14 protein-coding genes and 1 tRNA gene are annotated in these 16,129 nt (G+C 47.2%); 3 read left to right on the plus strand and 12 right to left on the minus strand.

The genetic code is table 11. The features are described from left to right. Nucleotides 1-151: 151 nt before the first annotated feature. Nucleotides 152-334: a hypothetical protein gene (locus QUA00_RS33010; protein WP_333412667.1), complete on the minus strand. Its 183-nt coding sequence runs from the start codon at nucleotides 332-334 to the stop codon at nucleotides 152-154. 558 nt (nucleotides 335-892) lie between these two features. Here QUA00_RS33010 and QUA00_RS33015 point away from each other — a divergent pair. Both QUA00_RS33015 and QUA00_RS33020 read left to right on the plus strand, forming a co-directional pair. Then, on the plus strand, nucleotides 893-2,326 hold the full coding sequence (locus QUA00_RS33015) for a phosphoglucomutase/phosphomannomutase family protein (RefSeq protein WP_333412669.1): 1,434 nt from the start codon (nucleotides 893-895) through the stop codon (nucleotides 2,324-2,326). 369 nt (nucleotides 2,327-2,695) lie between these two features. Then, complete coding sequence (locus tag QUA00_RS33020; protein ID WP_333081696.1) at nucleotides 2,696-2,971, plus strand: LapA family protein; 276 nt, start codon at nucleotides 2,696-2,698, stop codon at nucleotides 2,969-2,971. Nucleotides 2,972-2,985: 14 nt separating this feature from the next. Here the strand turns inward: QUA00_RS33020 and QUA00_RS33025 are convergent, their stop codons facing one another. From QUA00_RS33025 to QUA00_RS33040, 4 genes are all read right to left on the minus strand, one after another. Continuing rightward, nucleotides 2,986-3,993, minus strand: a complete 1,008-nt coding sequence (locus QUA00_RS33025) for a hypothetical protein (protein WP_333305140.1) — start codon at nucleotides 3,991-3,993, stop codon at nucleotides 2,986-2,988. A 60-nt stretch (nucleotides 3,994-4,053) separates the two neighbouring features. Next, the gene (locus QUA00_RS33030) at nucleotides 4,054-5,304 is read right to left on the minus strand and encodes a transposase (RefSeq protein WP_333319989.1); all 1,251 of its coding nucleotides are present in this window, start codon (nucleotides 5,302-5,304) and stop codon (nucleotides 4,054-4,056) included. A 378-nt stretch (nucleotides 5,305-5,682) separates the two neighbouring features. Next, on the minus strand, nucleotides 5,683-6,747 hold the full coding sequence (locus QUA00_RS33035) for a hypothetical protein (protein ID WP_333412671.1): 1,065 nt from the start codon (nucleotides 6,745-6,747) through the stop codon (nucleotides 5,683-5,685). A 558-nt stretch (nucleotides 6,748-7,305) separates the two neighbouring features. Beyond that, nucleotides 7,306-7,980, minus strand: a complete 675-nt coding sequence (locus tag QUA00_RS33040; RefSeq protein ID WP_333055855.1) for an Npun_F0813 family protein — start codon at nucleotides 7,978-7,980, stop codon at nucleotides 7,306-7,308. A 1,545-nt stretch (nucleotides 7,981-9,525) separates the two neighbouring features. Here QUA00_RS33040 and QUA00_RS33045 point away from each other — a divergent pair. After that, nucleotides 9,526-9,599 (plus strand) — tRNA-Arg (locus tag QUA00_RS33045). Nucleotides 9,600-9,682: 83 nt separating this feature from the next. Here the strand turns inward: QUA00_RS33045 and QUA00_RS33050 are convergent. The 7 genes from QUA00_RS33050 to QUA00_RS33080 form a co-directional block, all read right to left on the minus strand. Further along, nucleotides 9,683-9,961: a flagellar alpha dynein gene (locus QUA00_RS33050; protein ID WP_333143446.1), complete on the minus strand. Its 279-nt coding sequence runs from the start codon at nucleotides 9,959-9,961 to the stop codon at nucleotides 9,683-9,685. 32 nt (nucleotides 9,962-9,993) lie between these two features. Continuing rightward, nucleotides 9,994-10,314: a hypothetical protein gene (locus QUA00_RS33055; protein WP_333140985.1), complete on the minus strand. Its 321-nt coding sequence runs from the start codon at nucleotides 10,312-10,314 to the stop codon at nucleotides 9,994-9,996. A gap of 139 nt (nucleotides 10,315-10,453) precedes the next feature. Then, complete coding sequence (locus QUA00_RS33060) at nucleotides 10,454-13,528, minus strand: DUF5906 domain-containing protein (protein WP_333412673.1); 3,075 nt, start codon at nucleotides 13,526-13,528, stop codon at nucleotides 10,454-10,456. Between the two features lie 554 nt (nucleotides 13,529-14,082). Beyond that, the gene (locus QUA00_RS33065; RefSeq protein ID WP_333143444.1) at nucleotides 14,083-14,349 is read right to left on the minus strand and encodes a hypothetical protein; all 267 of its coding nucleotides are present in this window, start codon (nucleotides 14,347-14,349) and stop codon (nucleotides 14,083-14,085) included. Nucleotides 14,350-14,550: 201 nt separating this feature from the next. Beyond that, nucleotides 14,551-15,108: a hypothetical protein gene (locus QUA00_RS33070; RefSeq protein WP_333412675.1), complete on the minus strand. Its 558-nt coding sequence runs from the start codon at nucleotides 15,106-15,108 to the stop codon at nucleotides 14,551-14,553. After that, a complete protein-coding gene (locus QUA00_RS33075) occupies nucleotides 15,099-15,362 on the minus strand; it encodes a hypothetical protein (protein ID WP_333143442.1) in 264 nt (87 codons plus the stop codon). The genes QUA00_RS33070 and QUA00_RS33075 overlap by 10 nt, the downstream gene beginning before the upstream one ends. Beyond that, the gene (locus QUA00_RS33080) at nucleotides 15,363-15,872 is read right to left on the minus strand and encodes a hypothetical protein (RefSeq protein ID WP_333143441.1); all 510 of its coding nucleotides are present in this window, start codon (nucleotides 15,870-15,872) and stop codon (nucleotides 15,363-15,365) included. Nucleotides 15,873-16,129 lie beyond the last annotated feature (257 nt).

Raw genomic sequence — 16,129 nt, forward strand, 5'->3', positions numbered from 1 at the left:
TTTTTAGCTGGCATTTTTGTAGAGATTGACTAAACTCCTTTTTTATTATACCCTATTTAAAGGTACAACAGCTTACAGCACCATCTAGGGGTGACTTTGGTTAATTTATTTCTATAGCTGAATTAGAAATGTATTTTGAGTCGGGCGATTGTTAGTAAACTCTAACAAATTTAATAATCGGCTTTTCTAAATAAAAAATTAAATTTGAGATGAGAATCAGATTTATGTGCATTTCGTTAAGGCTATTGCCAGGGCTGTTTTTTGCGATCGGTTTTTTAGCTTCCCCGTGAAGCGAAGCTATCCCGTAGGGAATCGCCCGCAATTGATCGTCCATTCGATCGGGAGCATCTCAATGAAAGCAGCCCTCCGCTAGAAATTGGAGTTAGGAGTCAGGAGTCAGGAGTCAGGAGAAAAGAGTCAGAAGGAAGAATGAAGGAGCCAGAAGAAGTGTTTTTACAAATATGAGATGCTCCCATTCGATCGACCACCTACCCTTCACAACCGGAATTAGCGACTGACTAGCCCCATCCCTCCCACATTTTGCCCACTCTGACTTGTTCGAGTCCTCTGTCGGAGGCGGAAGCCTGTCCCTACAACGATAGGATTAGGTTGATGCGGGCCCCAGGCAGGGCTGTTTCATTCTCTTGTAGGGGCAGCAAAGAGTGGCTGCCCCAATCTCTGAAACACGAACAAATCGTGGATGGGGAGGGTAGGCATTCTTGGCACTACAAGAGTCAAAATCATCGTTTTCCGTAGGGGCAATCCCACGCCCGGTTGCCCGGAAACAGCCCTGGGGCCCCACGGGCGATCGATCCTCACAAACAGCACGGTCAGTATGTCTTTAAGGCTATGCCTTCGGGTAGGATTAGTAGGACGAGAGGAAGTGGATAAAATGAGCGCTAGCAGCAATTCAACAGAAATTAAGTTCGGAACCGATGGGTGGCGGGGACTGATTGCCCATGACTTTACTTTTGCCAACGTGCGAAAAGTCACCCGGGCGATCGCCAGTTACCTAGAAACCGCTTACACAAAAGACCGCCCAGTTCTAGTCTCCTACGATACCCGCTTTCTGGCAGACGAGTTCGCCCGCACCTCGGCGGAAGTATTGGCAGATTTGGGATGGACGGTGAAAGTGGTCGATCGAGATTGCCCCACACCAGTCATCGCCTACAGCGCCAAGCATCTCAACTCCGCAGGAGCCCTGATGTTCACGGCTTCGCACAATCCCGCACCTTACTGCGGCATCAAATACATCCCCGACTACGCGGGCCCGGCAACCCCGGAAATTACTGATACCATTGTGGCAAATATTGCTGGTGCTTCTGATGCCCCAGCCAAAGGCAGCCACAACGATAAAATCTCCAGTTTTGACCCGAAACCCGAATATCTGAAGTTTCTTTATACTTTGATCGATGTGGAGCGGATTCGCTCTGCTAAGTTGAAGGTGAAGTACGACGCTCTCTACTCGACTTCTCGCGGCTATCTCGACGGCGTTTTGGAACACTGCGGCTGCGAAGTCGAAAGTTTTCACACCTACCGCGACGTGCTGTTTGGTGGCGGAATGCCCGAACCCAAGGGAGAACAGTTAGTTGAGTTGGTGGAAGCTGTTAAGAAGGATTCGGCGGATTTGGGTTTAGCTACCGATGGCGACAGCGATCGCTTTGGTATTGTTGACGAGTTGGGAAATGTCTTGACTCCAAATACTGTACTGTTGCTGCTGGCGCGTCACTTGGTTAAGAATAAAGGATTGACTGGGGCGATCGTCCGTACAGTCGCAACTACCCACTTGCTGGACAATTTGGCCGCCAAGTACGGTTTAACAATCTACGAAACCGCAGTCGGTTTTAAATACATCGGCGAAAAAATGCGGGAAACTGCGGTGCTCATCGGTGGGGAAGAATCTGGCGGTTTGAGCGTTTTGGGTCACATTCCTGAAAAAGACGGGATTTTGGCTGATATGCTAGTTGCCGAGGCGATCGCCTATGAAGGCAAACCCCTTTCTCAGCTAGTCGAAGAAGCCATTAAAGAAGCCAGCGGCCCCCTGTACAACAAACGTTTGGACTTGCACCTAGAAGAAGCCCACAAAGCAGCCGTTTTGGAATCTTTTACCAAGAATCCCCCCACAGAAGTAGCAGGTATCGCCGTTAAGGAAATCGGCCGCAAAGACGGGATTAAACTTTATCTTGAAGACGGTGGCTGGGTACTGCTGCGGCCTTCGGGAACCGAACCCCTGATGCGCGTTTACATGGAAACCAATTCTGTGGAAAAAGAAAGCCAAGTTGCCCAACACATGGAAAAGGTAATTTCCCAGTTAGAACCTGTTTAAATTTCTACCTATTCCAACGGGGATTTTTCCCCTAGCGCTTGGGATTGTGAGGTGCGCCGAAGCGCACCTTACGTATTTTTGATAACTCTGGCAAAGCCTCTGAACATTAATCATCGATACTGCTGGGCCAGTTATATATTTGCAATACACTCGGATTTGTTAAAGTTTGGGATTTGTAAATTTATCTATTTATTTTTAATTTTTAATTAATTTAAAAAATTCCTAAATTTTTTCCGAATCTACTTGACTTTTATCCAGATAAAATTGTATATTATTAAATAATCGGGTGTTTGCAAAAATAAAATTTTCACACATATTCCGATTATAAAACAATTATACAAGTTAAATTACTAGCCTGTCAACCCGTTTATGAAAACAATTCCTCTGCTCGCCATTAGTTTTTTAGTAGCAATTTTAGTAAGCGCGATCGGCATTATCTCAGTGCAGAACGCCGCCCCAGTATCCTTAAACTTTATCTTTTTTCAATCGATACAAATGCCCGTAGGAGTAGTATTGGCAATGAGCCTGAGTGCAGGACTGATCGGAGGTGCGCTACTGCAACCGCTGTGGAACCTTTCAGATTCCCAAAACTCGCGTCCTAAATTTCAGGCCAATCCAGAAGAATCCGACACCGTACAATATTAAATAGATTTGATCCCTTAAAGGGAATATACCTGGCCGTCAATCAGCAGCCGAGTAATTCCCTTTGCTCGCAAATAAGGTGCTGCTTTTTGCAGCATACTGCTGTCAGGAATCTTGAAAACCCTTTGATTGCGAGTAGCAAACCGGCGGGCCACTCGGTGATTGTCAAACACTGCCAGAGTTTTCTCGCGAATTTCCGCCGCCGGAATTTGACCCAGTTCGCCAAAAGCTTTTAGAGGTCTGGTGATTAACTCTGCCGCCCGATCGACCACCAAATAACAAATTTTGGGCAGAGATGCTTCGCTTAAAGGCAAAACTTGAATCAGTCCTGTACCCCGAAGCTCGTTAGCGAAGCCCTCGAAGAGGATCGACTCCCCTGACGATATTGAACCCAGCAGACGGCCTTCAAATAGAGAGTCTTCATCGTCTAAATCTTCGTCGAAGTCGTCATCTAAATCATCCTCATCCTCATCCTCATCCTCGTCATCTTCCTCGAAATCGCTAAAATCTTCACCTGCCAGCAACCCTTCTGCTGGCAGCATTGCCTTTAGTTCACCAGTCACAACAGCGCGGTGGCTGCGATCGGCAAGATTGGCTGCTTGGGCATCTGGCACATCAGAAACATCCAAATCCGACTCTACATTCCCTCGAATTTCGAGTTCTGGAACTGGTTCAGGGACTGCTCCAGAACGCTTTCGGATCGTCGGTCTCGAATTTGCGGCTGACTGCAGGAGGGGGACTGACTCCGACAGGGGGACACCTACAGGATCGGTTTCGCCATCTGCCGACGGATCAGTAGTCCTCTCTGTCGGTTCAGAAACACTGGTGCGATCGGACAAACGCTTTTGTTTTTGCTGCACTAGAAATTCATATTCCGGCCCCGACAAAGCCCCCTGAATGATGCGCCTCACAGTCGAACTGCTCACTCCGTAGCGCTTTGCCAGAGTGATAGTATTCTCGTTTGACTGTCGGTACAGCCTGATGAGTTCGCGTTTGTCTGAATCGGAGAGTTTTGTAGGCGTCATGCCAAGTTTTCCAGCAAAAAGACTTGATACTCCCGACTGATGAATCAGGGGGATTCTTGACTAAGACCATAAAGGGACTTTCAAAGGCGTTATCAATGCGCCTCTACTGACTTCTTTGAGACAAAGCCCCAAAGTTGCCGCTACTTTTCTACCGATATTGCCTGCCCCATTGCAATCAGCATTAATCAACAAACCTTCAAGAGTACGGTACAATCCGCGCTTAATTCTTTGACCGCAAGGTTGCCACCCTTCTGGTTTTTCGCAGAATTTAGGTAGCAAATCAAGATCGATAAAGGAAGCCTTCGACGTATACGACTCTTCGGTTTCCACAAACCGAATCCCGTACTGCTCGCATAACTGAGCAATACGGGATTTTAGCCGGCCAGTTGGAATCTGAACAAAATTTTGATTAGTTTTATTTCCTAAACTAATACCATTTTTCATGACAGCATTCCAGCCGAATACTACAGTACCAATTTTATTGAGCAAGCAATGATTTATTACTTTTCGAGCTGCTTTGTTGACAGCATCCCGCATGGTGCGATTGCGATTCTCAGTTAAACCCTCCAATCGTTTTGACCAGTAACCATTCGCTTTCCCTGACATCAAAAACGCAACACGCTTGTTATATCCTTGATTGATGGACTTCAGATGTCGTCCGTCAATTATTAAGCTAGTCCCCACATTGCTGATACAAGTCAACCAATTGTTCATCCCGTGGTCGATCATCAAGACCTTGGATTGGTCTACCTCTACTTGGACATCTTTCAGTTTGTAAATCAACTCTAAATAGAAGGCACCGTTTCGAGGTAGAATCCTATATTCTCTGATTGCTTTGTAGTCGAGATTGGTAGGCTGAGGAAGATAGAAAGCATCCAAGCCGAACCAAGTTTTAACCTTGCTGCCCAATGGGAATCTCAGTAGTCCATCCTTAAGCCGGACAGAGCGACCTGTATAAGTCACTAAAGCTAGACCGCCTTGTCGATAATTCGGTAATCTAGGTCTTTGGGTTACAGTGCCTTTGCGAATTCCTCTCAGTAGTCCAATGTAGGATTTAAAAGACTCAGCGACGGTAGTTAAAATCTGTTGCGCGGTATCCGAATAAAATGCTTTGTAATGCAAGTTCTGGTTTTCTGTACCAAGCACTTTGTGCAACTGGGCCCTACTCGGTATCTTGCCTGTCTTGAAGTACATTTGGCGAGCATAATATATTCCGCAGTTCGTCAACTTTGACGACTCGCTACAAAGGAATTCTAGAATTGCTTTTAAGTCTGTATTGGGACTTATTAGATTTTGTTGGCATCCAAACATATTCTCTTTCCTCCCTGTTAAATTATACTATCATAGTAGGATTTCATCCTGTCAAAAATAAACAATATAATTCTGTTTATGTTCATGATTTGACCCCTGCTGTAGATCGATCTACAGCAGGGGTCAAATCTGTCGTAGCCTATCTTCTGCTATGAAGGAATTAATTGAGGATAAAGATGTTAGGCGACGGTCGTCGCTGCCGCTTTCCTCCCCATGTCTAAAGCCAGGGCTTCTCGCTCGTTTTTTGGTGAAAAGACGCAGGCTAGCAGTCAGCGAACTGTGATTTTTCATTTTCGATTTCAAGCTCACAGATGCCGACAAGGGCAAAACAGCTTTCGCGTCCCCATCGCTTGCCAAAGCAACCCTAACCTCAAATCGCTAGGCTGCGCGACGACTGCGCCTGCTCTGGCGAGAACGGGTTGAGATATCATGTTCCAAGATAGCTCCAATTCCGAAGAGGATGGCGCTGAAAACAAAAAAGACTTCCAGCAAACTGCCGCTTTGATAAGTACCCTCAGCCTGAGTATCGCGCCATTTAAAGTACATATCTGCGATGTAAAGCGAAAAAGTTGCCGCCGCAATCATTCTCCAAGATTGGGAAAAACGTCCTCCCCAAAACGCCAGCAGCAGTGCTGTAGCAATAATCAGCAGAAAAACGTCCCCGACGATGTAAAACAAATTGATTGCATAGGCGTAAGGCGACAGTTGCTTGTCAAGTGCTATTACCCATGCGGGAGTTTTACTTGGTTCTGCTGCTTCTTCTTCTTCTTCTTCGGGTGCGGATTTAGCAGCAGTCGCGGCTGTTCCTTTTACCATTGAGTTGGACGAATTTTCTAAACCAGGCCCTTTTGCCGCAGGCGCTGGCGCAGAGCCTGTCACTACTTCCTGGGTGGCTGCTGGAGACATTCCTAGCTGTAGCCTCCAAGACTCAGGTGCAGCAACCCAGATAGCTACAGCAATCCCGAAGGCTGCAATTCCCGCTAACAAAGCCCACTGCCAAATTTCTAGATTCAGCCGTTTGGAAGTCACAGCGATCACCATGCCCCCAATCAGTACCACATAGCTGCCCAGATAAAAGGCATCTGCGGGGGACACGTCCGGGTCGGCCTCGAAATACAGTTCCCAAATGCCAAATAGCACACCGCCGATAAAATAGAACAGCATCCCCAGACCAATGCCCAGCCAGACGTTGCGCCCGCTGACCATGTGCGGGCTTTGCCAGTTTCTAAAACAAACTAATGCAGCTCCCAGGTATGCCCCGCATTCAAAAATATAAGTGCCGATCGAGTACCACAGAGGTAAACCCTCTTCTGCTGAGAGGGGGACGCTGAACAGCAAAAAGAACAGCAGCGCCATGACAGCCCAGACAATGCCCACAATCACTAGGGTCTGAGCTGACAGTAAAGATGAAGATGTAGATGACTTTTCTGAAGTGCTACTCATAGGGATTCCACGAGACCTAACTAGCGGTTGAACGCACCCCATCTCAATCTTTGATTGGAGATGAGGATTCTTTCGCCAAAAAACTTAAAAAACCTCGATCTGACGCTTCCGGGATAACTGGCGTCCTCAGTGTGTCGTCGGGGCTTTTGCCCTCGTACACTATAGAAAGACTAAGCAAGAATAATATCTATTTACTAATTCAATAAATTAGTTGTTAGTCGATCTTGTACCCGGAAATATAATGATAGACATACGGTAGATGTCTCCACCCTTAAGGTTTTTACAGTACCAAATCTATCTCTGAAATTATACCCTCAAAGGTTGAGGTATCTGTTTTTTTGCTTTCCCATTCCCCTACTCATATCAATGATTCTAGGTGGGGAATGCGATCGAAACTTAGTTAAATTGCCAGACCATAGGTGGCATCCAAACCGAATCAACAATTTGGTTGGTCAATACAAGTTGGCAATCCAACCTGTATATCGCGTACCCCCTACAGCGCAATTATCTAAGATCCATTATCTCGACCCAATTGTCTGAGCAATTGTCACAGATTTTCTATCCTGCGATCCACAACTTGTTGAGGGCTGATTGTTTCAGCCAATCTAGAAACTGAGTCCGATCCGGTGCTGGCATATCTTGCAGCACATCGCTCACTCCCTCCGCGAAGTCCGTATTGCCAAAATATGATTTGCCCAAGCGGTGGAGTTCTTGCAATAAGGTCTTGAGATGCTGCTCTTGCCAAGGAGGCACCTTGTGATTTTGCAAGGGACTAACGGTTAGCCAGTTTTTTATCGCATCAGGGGAGTCTGCCTGGGGGAAGTTTCCCTGCTGAAATACCTTGGCGATATCTTTCTGAAACGATGTGGCTTGCCTTGCGCCTAAGAGGTCTTCTACATCGAAGTAAACAGCTTGGAGGAGCAGCAGACAAGCCTGCGCGAACAGTGGTGCTTTGGCTGCTTCATTCCCTGCCGGTTCTTCACCGGCAAGCTGATCTAAACGGACTTTTCCCCAGACGCTATATCTATCCGGCTCTTCTAGCAGAACACAGGCTTTGCCTCGGTTGTCGGTTAAGTCCCGCCACAAGGCTCTGGCGTCTTCTGCTTGCTTGCCGTTGAAGGCGCTGATCAGGCGAAAAGTCTGCCCCTGATAATTGAGAATGGGAATTTGTTGATCCCGTTTTGGGTGTTGAAAATTGGTTATTTCAACATCCTGCCGTTTCAGAATAAACATGACACTGCGATTTGACTCCTGTCATGGCCGAGGTGCTGTGCTTTTGACACTCCCGATGCCTAAAGGCGAGGGGATTCTTGATTCAGCGAATCCACTTAAATTAGCAGGATTGCTCCCGATCACCCAGAGATGGTTCTGCTACACAAAACTTGGCTAAACTTATTTAAGTCTCACCATTCAATCAGGATTGCTCCTAAAGGGTCTGCTTCCTGTTTCACCCAAGGGAGTCGGCTCCTTCTTGTCCACAGGCGTTAATTCGGGTGTAGCCCGCCCTAATTGAGTTAATTTTAGTTGAAGCTTTTAGCCATGAGTCATCCAATATTTTCAACCAATTTAACGAAACGCGGACTCGCGTTCGACCTTGTAACAGGCTGGTCAGTTTTGACTTGCACGGTGGTTTACTCTCCCAGATAATTAAGCCTTTGTTTTCGGCACTGAGGTAATCATACCGCCCAGAATGTTAACCATTCAAGTTAAGTATGACTAATTTTAGTAAACTTTTTGGCTATTTAGTCCAACTCCTCAAGCGTTCCGATACTTTTTTGCTAACAAATGCTAACAAATATCTAAGCTGAGATTGTCTCTCAGCCTTGGCGTATAAATCAATGCACGAAGGAAAATCCCCCGCGCACAATTTAGGACTGCTGTACTGGCAACGCTTGATTTTCGCGCTCGTGCTGAGCAGGCGATTGACTGTTTTGCTTTGATGCCGTAGAGGAAGCTTATATAAAGGCTCCGTACCATCAGGGATTTTCACCTGAGTCTTTCAATCCTAGTTCTACCACATTTTTATCAAATATCAAGTCGAGCAGAATGTTAGCCAACATAACTCAATATCAGCAAATTAGTCATTCTGACTCAACTCATACCTCAAATCAGGGGACGATCTCTGGTTTGGCGGTAATGGGGTCAGCGTTTTAGGCTTTGCCACTAGGGGAGGTTAACATAACCAATAGACATCGGGGAAAAAGCACCTGTGACTCTTTTGCTGTCTGAGTTCCGTCTTAATGGGGAGAGATATCCGATCGACCAAATATAGGGGTTTCAACTCGACCTCTAAATACTTTACCCGAGTTCACCAAAAAACGAGCGAGAAGCACCGGGCTACCGACATGGGGAGGAAAGCGGCTGCGACGACCGTCGCCGTGGAATGATCGCAACTTGAGTCGCAATGATATGATAAGTGCAGCGATTAAGAATAACCATCTACGTGTTGAAGCATTTTAGTTTCGGTGAGATTCCGGCACAGTAAGCCACTACTGCCTTTGAGCAGGAAGCCTATTTAACTGACAAAAAATATCAAAATGTGGAGCGTACCTATCTGGCATAAGTGATGGACTCCGAAAGCCGAAAAAAGCCAAAAGTATACGCAAAGCTTGGATTCGTCCATGCTGAGTTGGTAGAGGCGCATTGATAACGCCTTTGAAAGTCCCTTTGTGGTCTAATCAAGAATCCCCCTGATTCATCAGTGAGGAGTATCAAATAATTTACTTGCTCGATCGCACACTGCACCGATACAATAATCTTGTTAGCGATTTTTGAGTTGGGTGCGTAACTCAGTTGGATAGAGTAGCTGCCTTCTAAGCAGCGAGCCGCAGGTTCAAGTCCTGCCGTACCCGTTAGGTAATCCTTTTGCGTAGCAAGGGTTTCAGGTTGACTAAGCTACCGAGAGTCTGGTTTTCCGCTCATCTTTAGCTCAGTCCTACTCTTCTAAGTAGCTGAGTATGTCCAAAACTGCCTCCATATCTGCCAAGTTTGCGCCGGACTTTTTGCGTCTGGTCTTCAACTTGTTAAGCAGGTCGGCCGGCTCTGGAAATTCTGCGACGGTCGGAGCCGAGTTTTTATTTGCTTGCCGATCGCGCTGCGCTTCCTTGAGTTCTTGTTCCAACATCTGCACCTTCAGTCCTAAATCGCCGTTGCGCTCGTGTAACTCATTCAGTTCCTTATCCCATTCTGCAAGCTGCTTGTTGGCCGCTTTCAATTCCTGCCTGAGTGATTCATCGTTGCCGTCACTCAGGCACTCAATTTTCCCAGCCGTTCCTCAATGGCGGCCATCCGTTCCATCACCGGGTCAAGGCGATCGGCTACAGCCTTGTCTACAGTGTCTACAATTTCTGTAGACACGACGCTATCATTGCTTCGTGTAGACAAATCTGTAGACGATGTAGACACTATCGGTGTAGACAAAGTAGACAGCGCTGTAGACGTGCCTGAGACTTCCTTGAGAATGCGTTGTGCAGCTTGACTAAGTGACTCACCGTCTAGCTTCTGAGCTTCTATCCAGTTCAGGAAGTGACCAGAAGCCCTAAACGATACAACTTGACTTTGACTCATTGTAGACACCTGTATACAGTATTTGTCTACAATAACTGATATCTGTCTACAGTGTCAACAGTTTGTAGGCAAAACTTGTAGACATGAAAATCCCCCAGTTAAGGGGGATGGGATTGATCCGTCAGTTGTCAGGCAGTGGCTAAATTTTTCCTTGGAGACGGATGAGTTCAGCAATTCGCTCACGGACTAACTCGTCTTCTCCCTCCAACCAGTCAGCGATAGTAGCAGTGCTGTATTTCCGTCCCGGAGTATTCCATCCGAACATTTGAGTAAGCAGGGCTTGTAAATGTTCAGAATGGTACTCTGGCCACCAGATTAGTGCAATGTCTCGCATTTTTTCTGCGTCCTCTAGGGTGATAACTTCAGGTACTGATGCCACTGCCGGCTCTGACTCCGGTTTTAGCGGGGATTGAGATTGCTGAGGTTGAGTGAGTATGTTTACCATTTTCTCGCGCTCGCTTTGTGGCTGTTTTGAGAACCATTGCAAAAATTCTGTAAAAGGTGAGGAAATTGAGTTGCCAGAGTTGCCAGCGCTCTGTGTAAGGGTTTGTGGGTTGCCAACTGGGTTGCCAACTGGGTTGCCAATATTTTCTGGCAACTCACCTGGCAACCCTGTAACCCTTTCTGCGTCTAGTGGCAACCCTGGCAACCCAGTTTTGCCACTTCTTGTGGAACTTTGTACAAAGCTAATTCCAAGCAAGTATTTTTGCCCTCTCCGTTCCATTTCGTCACGACCGTTATATCGGTGAACTTGTACTTTAGGGAAAATCTCGCACAACCTTGAATACAACTGGTTTACAGCTTTCACCGGAGCGTCATATTTATTGGAAAGTTCATTCCAAATCAGCTTCTCCTTGGTGCCACTAGTCTCTCGCTCTAGAATCCCTGCATCCTCATACCAAGCTTGCAATTGCTCCCACAAATCTTTAACCCAGACGCGACCGCCAGACTGAACCTCCAAACCAACCTCGCGGGCAAACTGCCACAAATGCCGGCTTTCCTCCTGAGCTTCTCGCATCGCCTCACGGGTTGCCTTGTAGTCAATCCCCTCTTTTAGTAGCAGTGGCAACCGCTCCAACATCTTGTTGAGCATCGCCGGCGCAATCCGCTCAAGGATAAAGTTCTCATCATCCTTAAAGCGCGGGTCAGCCTCTAATTCACCCTGAGACGGGTCAGCATTGTGCTTGTAAGTCTTCTTGAAACTCAGGATGCCGTAGCGGTCATCAATGGCGGCCGTCCCTCCAGTGATAGAGGGTAGTTTGTTGCAGTTGGCAAAGAAGACGGCCGCAGGCTTGTACTCATAACCATCCTTGCCCTTGCGTTCAATATCAATGATGTCGCCTGTTATTAACTGCTTAAGACTCTGGATGGTGTCGAGGTCTACTTTTGCAGTATTCTCGGAAGCCCAATTACAAATACTTCCTTCAATTCCTGCTAGAGAGAACTTGCGGCCATTGTCATAGGACTTGAAATCTGACAGCGACTTGCCAGTCATCCCCCGCCCAAAGACAGCGGACAACACAGCCCGCAATGTATCCTTGCCGTTAGCCCCCTCGCCGTGGCACAGCAAACCTTTAACGCCCCGTCCCGTCAGCTTGGAGCGAACAAGCTTCAAATTCAACGCAGCAGCAGCAGTCCGCAAAAATACCTCACGCTGCGACGGTTCCAAGCATTCTAAAAGGCGATCGCAATCTGTCGGGTCAATGTCAGGGTCATACTTGCAGCCAACATAGGTATAGACCTGGTTAGGGTCATGTGGCACAAACGAGTGAGAACCGTCAGGGTTAATTTTCACTACCCCGTTAGAGCAGTTCAAGCCGTCAGGATTTATTTTGTTTGGGTCAACCCAGTTCTGATCGATAACCCACGTCAGAATCTCAGTTCTGTTACTAGACCTGGCTCGGTTGTTGACCCAAACACCCTTTACCTTCTCCGCGTAGGTATTGAGCCAGTCACCGATACGGCGCTTTTCCTCGGATTCCGATCGCAATTCGTAGTGACTGCCGACATAGCGATAAAGCTGACCTCCAATAGCTTTCCAGTGACCGTCTGAGTAAAGTGCAGCCTCTGCCTTCTGTACGAAGTTTTGCAGTGCAGTCGGTGCTGTGTCTGGGATGTAGTCACTTTTACTACTGTCATACTTCTGGCATACTACTTGTTCTCGCGTGCGCGGGTGAGGAGTTAAAGAAATATTAGGAGTTAATTCCGTTGCAGTGTTATTGACTGCTTCCTCCATCCGTTGAATAAATTCCTCGCTGTCTATGGCTTCCAAGATTTCTCGGATGTCTCCCGCATCTGGAATATCTGGGTAGATGACACACGGGTCAACAACCACACAAGGGAATCGGATGTGACGGGCAACCAGCCAGACTCCTTGACTTTTCTTGATACCCGCGTCATCGTTATCGCGCAACACTGCAACACTGACGTTTTTGCCTGTCGCTTGCAGAGTTTCGAGCATTATCTGAATTTCGGGGTCACCCCAATTGGAACCTTGCAGCGTTAGTCCTGCGATGCCGATGCCCCTCGCACGGTCTACATTGTCTTCCCCTTCAAGCGTCAGAACGAGAACGGGTTCACCGTCTGGTAGTGCTTTTAGTAGTTCGACAACTTCATCAATCCGATATGCCGGCCAGCGAGTATCGCCTTTGCTCCAGACTTCCTTGCCACTGGGGTCGATGTGAATTTGGCGACAGGTTTTGTCGCGTCCCTTTGGTTTACTTGCATCGGGCCAATCAAACCGCAAAACCTTTTGAGTGTCGCTGTAGGCGTAGGTGATTTGTGTAGCACTATCTGGAACGCCTTTAGGGAAGTATTTAGGTTGTTCGGTTCGGGGTGGTTTTCCGGGTGCGGGTAATCTCAGAAGTTTCGCGCCGATCGGAACTGGTACGGGTAGGTATTCCTTCTTTTTGGCTTTTGGCTTCTTTGCCTGTGGTTTGCTTGCCTGTTGCTTAAGTTTTTCTTCCTCGCACTCTGCTAAAAATTCAGCCAGTGGCCGGATAGCTTCCCGAATATCAGCGGTTGAGCAAGCGTTTGTCCAGCACTGGTACTTACCGTTCTTGGAGTTAATCCCTAAACTGTGGCCCTCGCAAACAGGGCAAATATAGTAATTTTTGGCTTTGCCTGGTTCCAGTTTGTTGAGATGGTCGCGGATGTCGAATTTTTTGGGGGTGCTTGAAGTTTGCTCGTTATCTGGAGTAGAATTGTCGTACATAAATTTAGCTCGCCCACAGCGAGTCTGAATGTGGATAAAGCCTCAAAACCGTTGCGTAAGGGTTCCAATCTTCGAGCAGCGGTTTTTTGGTGTTTAGTTAGGTTTTTGAAAAATTGAAAGCTCAAGTGGAACCAGCTTTTCTGGCGTCAGGGTATGACGTTAAAAAGCCAGTCTTCCTCGTGCAAATGAGAGTCCAGCTTAAGTTTTGGTGGGTCGTATGCACGCGCAGTCGTTTCACGGTACTGCCTGTCTATCGGGTCTTAACCCGCCCCTCCTAGCAACCTACTTTGGGAGATTCCCGGATTCATTCGTCACCATCGACCGAGCAACAAACCCACCTACTCTTTCTCTTGCAAAGCATTTCTTTGGGCTGCCTACCGGATGCACCCCGATTGCTCAAGGTTGAGGCTCCACCACTTTAAATTCTAGGGCTTACCCGACCGCAACTGACACCACTTCGTTAAAATTTTGGCGTCAACTTGTCCGATTGAAATCATTTCCCCTACAACAAAAATCATCGCGGACAAGCTGCCACTCAAAATTTTTGTCAGTTGCTACTTAGTGTCGCTGTAATTTCTAGGGTATGGTAACTGAGGACGAGCTTTATATCCAGGAAGCGGACAATCGGGAGGAGTAATGAAAAAAGCTACAGAAGCAGGAAGTTGCCCTTCATTTGCATCCATATAAGAAACTACTTGCAAAATCCTCTCTACATAAAGCGCAGGTATCCGTACCAACTTAGTTTTTCCAGCAACTTGCCATTTATAAGGTCTGCCCGCCCGCAACCTCAAACCGCCTACCTTGTTTTTTTTGACTCTCATTTTGTTACACAATTAACTTTTGGTTACACAATCACATTTAGCTACAACCCTTACTCTGTATCCCCCCTAAGTATTATATTTCTTTATCTTATTTCTGTTATACCGGGTATTACTCGCCCCGGTTGGCCTGCGGCGCCATAAATTCTAACTATCGCGGCTGGGGGGGCGGGCCATACCCGGCTCCCCCCCCAGCCCACGTTTTCATCCTCCTTCTATTAAGCGTTTATACTCAGATTCAGCAGCTTTGTATTTTGGTGAGCCTCCCTTGCTAACCCCCCATACCTCAAGGATGATTTTCGCTTTACCCCATCCCTTAGCCTTCAGTTGCAGCGCTCGTTCAGCGCGTTCTGATTCAGCGTTCTGAGAGTCGTTCTGTTCGGGTTCAGCTAGTTGTTTTTGGGCGATCGGTTCTGATTCCTCTTCCCCGTCATAAGTCAGTGCCAGTAAGCGTTCTAGCTGTTCTCGCGGGTTCAAAATTTGTTCAGCTTCTTGCTGTCGCTGTTGTTGAGAAATGTAAACAGATGTACTGATTTCGTCAATCGTATCAGCCTTGATAGCCTTAGCTTTCATCGCCTCGATTTCATCTTGTTCTGACTGTTCGCGAGCGATATTACCAGCGACCACAGAGCAAGCAATCGCAGCACACAAACTGACACCTTGCAGTGCTTTATGAGTGTCTAGCTTTTTGTCCAGGGCTGCTAGTGGAGTCAGCCACAACACGACAGAGGACGCGCTCAATACAAACAGTTTTAGCTGCATAGAAACACCCCCAAACCAATCAACAGCATCGCTAAACCGCCGATTAAAAGCGCTTGTAAATCGGCCACTGAAACCTTAAGCAACTTACTCAGGGAGTAGTCAAGTAACCAGCTCAACCCCCAAGCAATCGCAATCGCTGCTAGCAAGAATAAAACGGCTTTCATTGCCATCGGATGCAGACTCGCTATCCACCCCAAAAGGGAGAAAGCGACGCATCCGGCAACGAAGTAGTTAGCCAGATACATCGCTTTCATTTAGTGAGTCCCTCCTGTGAGTTTTGCCTTGATTTCATCAATGCGAGTCCGAGCATCACTGTCAGCCTTATCAATCCCTAAACCCAGTCGGGCATAGCCGGGACGCAAACTGTGCAAGTGCTTAGCTAGTCGAGTGTCTGAGCGTTTTTTGCCCAGTTCATTATCGGCCACAGCACCCTCATATTTGCGGTGATGACGGTGAACTTTAGCATCGGCTTCTTCAACTTTTGCCAGCGCTTCATAGGCACGTTTAGATTGTTTTGCCCCGTCTGTTTTCTCCTTTGCTAAATCCTTCATAGCGTCCGCTTCTTCCTTCGTGAAATAGCGCGGTGCTGGTACAACTGGAGCACTACGAATGCTGGAAAAGTTACCAGGATTTAGCGGTGTGATGACACTTGCGTCGGTGCTTGCCAAAACTTTTGATTTGTCGATAGCGTGTCCGCCGTCGTTGCTAGCCGTGAGTTTTCCAGCATCAGAATTTCCGCCAAAAAGGCGTAGTTGTAAGCTCATAATTTTGTCCCGATTTGAATGTTGATGCGAACTGGGGAGGGAAATAAATTCAAGGGGTTGATTTGTCGCCACATAGACATAGCCAGCACAAACACCCCCGCCGATGTGAGTACGAGTGCAATGAGTTGAGAGATGTCAACCCAGTCTAAAAAGCTGGTGGAAGTCTGGCGGGTGAAACCGCAGGTAGTGCCCTGAAGGAAAGGATCGAGTAAGTTACTATTAGAGAGAAGTGTTTACCATAGTGTGATATGACAATA

The organism is Microcoleus sp. T2B6 (assembly GCF_036700475.1).
GTDB lineage: Bacteria > Cyanobacteriota > Cyanobacteriia > Cyanobacteriales > Microcoleaceae > Microcoleus.

Bases quoted from the DNA above. Each gene is read 5' to 3' on its own strand.
- QUA00_RS33035 (WP_333412671.1), bottom strand. From the start codon at position 6,747: ATGAGTAGCACTTCAGAAAAGTCATCTACATCTTCATCTTTACTGTCA.
- QUA00_RS33015 (WP_333412669.1), top strand. From the start codon at position 893: ATGAGCGCTAGCAGCAATTCAACAGAAATTAAGTTCGGAACCGATGGG.
- QUA00_RS33055 (WP_333140985.1), bottom strand. From the start codon at position 10,314: ATGAGTCAAAGTCAAGTTGTATCGTTTAGGGCTTCTGGTCACTTCCTG.
- QUA00_RS33025 (WP_333305140.1), bottom strand. From the start codon at position 3,993: ATGACGCCTACAAAACTCTCCGATTCAGACAAACGCGAACTCATCAGG.
- QUA00_RS33080 (WP_333143441.1), bottom strand. From the start codon at position 15,872: ATGAGCTTACAACTACGCCTTTTTGGCGGAAATTCTGATGCTGGAAAA.
- QUA00_RS33060 (WP_333412673.1), bottom strand. From the start codon at position 13,528: ATGTACGACAATTCTACTCCAGATAACGAGCAAACTTCAAGCACCCCC.
- QUA00_RS33020 (WP_333081696.1), top strand. From the start codon at position 2,696: ATGAAAACAATTCCTCTGCTCGCCATTAGTTTTTTAGTAGCAATTTTA.
- QUA00_RS33040 (WP_333055855.1), bottom strand. From the start codon at position 7,980: ATGTTTATTCTGAAACGGCAGGATGTTGAAATAACCAATTTTCAACAC.
- QUA00_RS33070 (WP_333412675.1), bottom strand. From the start codon at position 15,108: ATGCAGCTAAAACTGTTTGTATTGAGCGCGTCCTCTGTCGTGTTGTGG.
- QUA00_RS33030 (WP_333319989.1), bottom strand. From the start codon at position 5,304: ATGTTTGGATGCCAACAAAATCTAATAAGTCCCAATACAGACTTAAAA.
- QUA00_RS33075 (WP_333143442.1), bottom strand. From the start codon at position 15,362: ATGAAAGCGATGTATCTGGCTAACTACTTCGTTGCCGGATGCGTCGCT.
- QUA00_RS33065 (WP_333143444.1), bottom strand. From the start codon at position 14,349: ATGAGAGTCAAAAAAAACAAGGTAGGCGGTTTGAGGTTGCGGGCGGGC.
- QUA00_RS33010 (WP_333412667.1), bottom strand. From the start codon at position 334: ATGGACGATCAATTGCGGGCGATTCCCTACGGGATAGCTTCGCTTCAC.